Genomic DNA, 4653 nt, shown 5'->3' on the forward strand with positions numbered 1-4653 from the left:
TTTATTTATTAATGCTTAAATATGTAATAGACAATTTTGAAAGTATGCGAGTATTGCCACTGTTAGTAATTGATTCTGCGGATCAAGCATTTCAAATGCATAATTTTAAATTTATTTATCCTGAAATTACTAAATATGCTCAAGAAGCAGGTATCCAATTAATATTTATTTCTAAGGAAATACCTAACAATGTACATGAAAATATTAGTATAAAGGAAGGATTTAATCCTTTTCATGATAAATAATATGTAAGATTTCGAAACATATTTAAAATTTTTCACTAACCTCCCTAACATGTGCAAATATGACTTTAATAAAAAGCTATATTTTTAGTATTATTAAGGTGAACGTGTATTATGGGGGATTGAATCATGAAGATTAGAAAAGCAATTATTCCTGCTGCAGGGCTCGGAACCCGATTTTTGCCTGCGACTAAGGCTTTGCCTAAAGAAATGCTACCAATTGTTGATAAGCCAACAATTCAATTCATCGTCGAAGAAGCAAAGGCTGCAGGGATTGAAGATATTTTGATCGTAACCGGCAAGAACAAGCGAGCAATTGAGAACCATTTTGACTCAAATCCAGAACTTGAACAAGACTTGGAAGCAACTGGCAAGACCAAGTTATTGAAGTTGACGCAAGACATCACCAACTTGGGGATCAACTTGTACTACACTCGTCAGCCGCATCCCGCCGGCTTAGGCGATGCCATCTACCGCGCGCGCAGCTTCGTCGGTGAAGAACCTTTTGTCGTTATGCTCGGCGACGACTTGATGCGCGACAAGGTAACGCTGACCAAGCAGCTGATCGATGAGTACGACAAGACGCACGCCTCAACAATTGCCGTGATGAAGGTGCCACACAAGGAAGTATCCAAGTATGGTGTGATTGATCCTAGCAACATGCTGGATAAGGATCTTTACAACGTTAAGAAGTTCGTCGAAAAGCCTGCCGTAGATAAGGCGCCAAGTGACTTCGCCATCATCGGTCGTTATTTGCTTACACCTGAGATTTTTGACATTCTTGAAAAGCAAAAGCCAGGGCGTGGCGGCGAGATTCAATTGACCGACGCTATCGATACTTTGAACCAGACGCAACGCGTATTTGCCCACGTGTACAAGGGCCAACGCTTCGATGTCGGCAACAAGGAAGGCTACCTCGAAACCTCGATCCAATATGGTTTGCGTCACCCCGAAACGCACGACGCTTTGAAGAAGTATATTATTGAGCTCGCGCATGAGTTGGAGAAGAAGTAATATAGTGAAAAAATTAATACCAGCTGTTGGGGCTGGTGTTTTTTTATGGGAAAATATTGATCCTATTTGATTAGTTATGTACGTAATATGCTGAATTATCTGTTTATTGTGGAAGTGGGGCTCTTAACTGCCAATATTGGGGGAAACCCATTTTTTGAAAAATATCATTTATGGTGATGGTATTTAGTTTATTGCTTAAGTTCTTAAATCTCTTTTTAAGAGTATTATTGAGAATACCAAATTCAGTTTTACTTAGAAAACATTGCATGATAATGAAGGTGTTATAGAAGTCTTTACGAGTATCATTAACTTGAATAGAGTATTGATCGTGTAAATATGAAAAATATTTTGCATCTGCATGACAAGCAAACTCAATTATTCTTTTATTATGTGCGCATACATTTCGTATTTCTAAAATATTCTTCATGAAATTAAGCATTATAGCAGGGGAGAATGTCTGACCGGGATTGGTACCATTATTATTTTCGGAGAAAAATGGAGTAAGATCGGCTGCTATTTTATTAAGAATTGCGTCTGGTAATTCTCTTATAAAATGATATAACCCTCCAAAATCCAAGTGATCTATGATCACCCAGATTGGAATATCATGATATTCAGATACATAGTGATAAATAGGGCTAGTATGATCGGTGATGTTTATTTTTAGGATATTCGAAAATTTATTAATGGTTCTACATGCATCACTTAGTTTTTGTTGGTTATATGAGGATGGATTTAAAAATGCATATGTTTGGTCACTATACTGTTCTGCAAAGTGATAAGCAGTAATTGATTTTAAATGATGTTCAATTTGAAGAGCAGCATTAAATACACTTTTCTTTATTTCTTCTTCAAGAAAGTATAGGTTACTGATCTCATTGAAAGATGCACCGGTAATATAATGATCTGTAGTATCTTGAAAGTATTTACCATAGCCATTAATAATGTTGTAATAATTATTAGTTAGTAGGTATCGTTTAGCTTTTTCAACGTTGGGAATTGTTAATCCGCGTTCTTGTAAAAGTAAGATCTGTTCATCTAAAGTTTTAAATTGTTTTTGCAAGAAAAAAACCTCTATTCTCATCATGAATAGGAGGTTTTTATTCCGCAGTGGTCTCCTCAGAGATACCACAACTCTTAACTATCTCCTATTCTAACATCTTCGTTAAAGAATTCAATAATAAGAAATATTTTATCTTAATTAGTATGGAAATAATACCTAAAATAGTGTTTTGACCAAAAAATAAAACTAAGTAACGTGCAAAAAATTAGTACCGATCGCTGGAGTCGGCGTTTTTCTGCATGGATGGAAATTTTCATGTTTTTGCAAGCTTGATCGGGTTTATACTAAAAATGAAGAGTAATAAGGAGAAAAATATGAAGATAAAAAAGAATTTTAGCTTTTTTAGCAGGGATATTGTTGGCTGTTTCAGCAATTTGGGTAACTAATCAACCTGAGCAAGTAAGCGCATCTGTTTTTCAAAATACTACAGTGCCTAAGAAGTTCCGCGGCACTTGGTATAGATATTGGGGTAATGGGAAAGTTAAGCCCTTCAAGATCACGCGTACCGAAATTAATTTAGATGGTTGTGCTGATGGCAAGGGAGGAGTCTATAAATATACTAAACGGGCATTTAATGCCGAAGGCAGTTTAGATTATTTTAGTTCGCACCTGTTAATTAAGACTAAGGGAAATAGAATGTGGATATGTGTCCCACACGACCAAACATCAGCTGCGTATGTTACTAATAACCGTAAAACTCTCTATGTAGGTGTGGATACTTGGGTAGATACGTATTATAAGAGCAAATCTGCAGCTAAAAGAAACCACAAAGCCGACAGAAACATGAGCAGAAGAGATAAGCTTTCTAAGTTGGTCTGGGGTAATTAGTTGAGAAGAAATCTTAAGCACTCATTTTGATTGATGGGTGCTTTTTGTTTTAAAAAGCGAGGAATTGATTATGAATACTCTCGAATACAAAGGCTATAAAGGTACGATTGAAACAGAAGACGATACTTTATTTGGTCATGTTTTAGGCTTGAAGAATGCAATTATTTCTTACGAGGGAAAGAATATTGATGAGTTAAGAGATGATTTTCAGAATGGAATAGATGATTATCTGGAGAATTGTCGTTTAAATGGTGAAAGACGCGGATAAAAATTAGAGAAGAGATAATTATGTCAGAATCTACAATTTTAGAAGCTTTGAAAGTCTATCGCAAATATATTAATGGCGATGAAAGTCATGTGGAAGTTGCACATGTCCCTGTAAATTTGACTAATTTTGATAAAAAGTATGGGGAAACAGAAAAGTAGCAAGTATAAATGTTATTAACAAAAGTGCTGTTTTGTTAATGATAAAGTGTACTTTAAGAGGGCATTATTAACAAAACTGGGTTGTATTACTTTAATAATCATACACAAAAAGAAGTGGTGCCCCATCATGTATCTTCAAAAGCAAAAACTAGTGTAGCTAATTTGTCAATTCGCGAAGCTGCAGGGTTAACAATTGTATATGCTCATTTAAAGTATGAAGATAATCAAAATTGGACTAACGTTTATGAACAAGCGAATAATGGTGATCTTGAAGTTGATCATTATCCTGAATATAGTTTTGACAATTATACACTTACACCAGATGAAGAACAGGCATTGTATATTGTAAATAAAGAAGCTGCAATTATCTTTACTAATCAAGACCATCCTAGTCAAGGAGCCGTAATTTTAAGTGATAACACACGTCAATTGGCTAAAGTAAATGTAAGTAAAGTTTATCAATATGTAAAAAAGCATGGAGGATTAGCAAAGGCTAAGAAAATTAGTCAGAAGATGAACCTTGAAAAGCGGATGGCGCAAAATAATATTAAACAAAATAGTTCATCAAGTTCTTCAGCTCAATCTTCTAGTTCTAATCGAATTGTTAAAAAGAAGGATAATAATGGTGAAATAGAAGTAACCTCTATTTCACCTGCATTACAAGGAACATGGTATGCTGCTGGGTTGTTCACAGAAAAATTAAATAGTAAGGTCCAAATTAGTTCTAATGCAATTAATGGAAAAACAATTTATAAATTAAATAAGCGTCCAAATAGTGAAAAAGAATTAAAAGCATTTGGTGAGAAATATCACGGGAAATCTATTGCTGTTGAAAATAAAAGTGACAGTATTTCGATTGTACTAGCTGAAAGTTTAGAAGTGGATGCATGGGGTTATAATTTAACTACACTTGATGGAGTACCCTGTTTGGTAGGAGCATCAGGTGCTATTGGTGGAGTTTACTTTAAGACACCTGCTCAAGCAGAGCACTTTACACAAAAATATAAAGATAATGAAGAAAAGGCAAACAAAACATACTAATCTAGTGTTGGATGATTACTCGACGGAGTAGTCGTTCAA

At 35.0% G+C, this 4653-nt stretch carries 7 protein-coding genes; 6 read left to right on the forward strand and 1 reads right to left on the reverse strand.

Features of this window, described 5'->3' with window-relative positions; all coding sequences use genetic code 11:
• A partial coding sequence (locus CP368_RS09160; RefSeq protein ID WP_158227435.1) for a hypothetical protein occupies positions 1–245 on the forward strand: 245 nt, incomplete at its 5' end.
• Positions 246–371: 126 nt separating this feature from the next.
• A complete protein-coding gene (gene galU, locus CP368_RS09165; protein ID WP_098046009.1) occupies positions 372–1256 on the forward strand; it encodes a UTP--glucose-1-phosphate uridylyltransferase GalU in 885 nt (294 codons plus the stop codon).
• A gap of 103 nt (positions 1257–1359) precedes the next feature.
• Here galU and CP368_RS09170 read toward each other — a convergent pair whose 3' ends face one another.
• Positions 1360–2319, reverse strand: a complete 960-nt coding sequence (locus CP368_RS09170; RefSeq protein WP_158227436.1) for an Abi family protein — start codon at positions 2317–2319, stop codon at positions 1360–1362.
• Positions 2320–2676: 357 nt separating this feature from the next.
• On the opposite strand from CP368_RS09170, the gene CP368_RS09175 reads away from it, so the two are divergent.
• From CP368_RS09175 to CP368_RS09185, 4 genes are all read left to right on the forward strand, one after another.
• Positions 2677–3147, forward strand: coding sequence for a hypothetical protein (locus CP368_RS09175; RefSeq protein ID WP_233185872.1), 471 nt, complete (start codon positions 2677–2679; stop codon positions 3145–3147).
• A gap of 70 nt (positions 3148–3217) precedes the next feature.
• Positions 3218–3415 carry a hypothetical protein gene (locus CP368_RS09180; RefSeq protein ID WP_098044172.1) on the forward strand — a complete coding sequence of 66 codons (198 nt, stop codon included), beginning with the start codon at positions 3218–3220 and terminating at the stop codon, positions 3413–3415.
• Between the two features lie 20 nt (positions 3416–3435).
• Positions 3436–3573 (forward strand): hypothetical protein, encoded by a 138-nt coding sequence (locus CP368_RS10520; RefSeq protein ID WP_155830898.1) that lies wholly within the window; start codon positions 3436–3438, stop codon positions 3571–3573.
• 81 nt (positions 3574–3654) lie between these two features.
• Positions 3655–4614, forward strand: coding sequence for a hypothetical protein (locus CP368_RS09185; protein ID WP_098046012.1), 960 nt, complete (start codon positions 3655–3657; stop codon positions 4612–4614).
• Positions 4615–4653 lie beyond the last annotated feature (39 nt).

This window comes from Lactobacillus sp. UMNPBX17, from assembly GCF_002553735.1.
Taxonomy (GTDB): domain Bacteria; phylum Bacillota; class Bacilli; order Lactobacillales; family Lactobacillaceae; genus Lactobacillus; species Lactobacillus gallinarum.

Bases quoted from the DNA above. Each gene is read 5' to 3' on its own strand.
- CP368_RS09180 (WP_098044172.1), top strand. From the start codon at position 3,218: ATGAATACTCTCGAATACAAAGGCTATAAAGGTACGATTGAAACAGAA.
- CP368_RS10520 (WP_155830898.1), top strand. From the start codon at position 3,436: ATGTCAGAATCTACAATTTTAGAAGCTTTGAAAGTCTATCGCAAATAT.
- galU (WP_098046009.1), top strand. From the start codon at position 372: ATGAAGATTAGAAAAGCAATTATTCCTGCTGCAGGGCTCGGAACCCGA.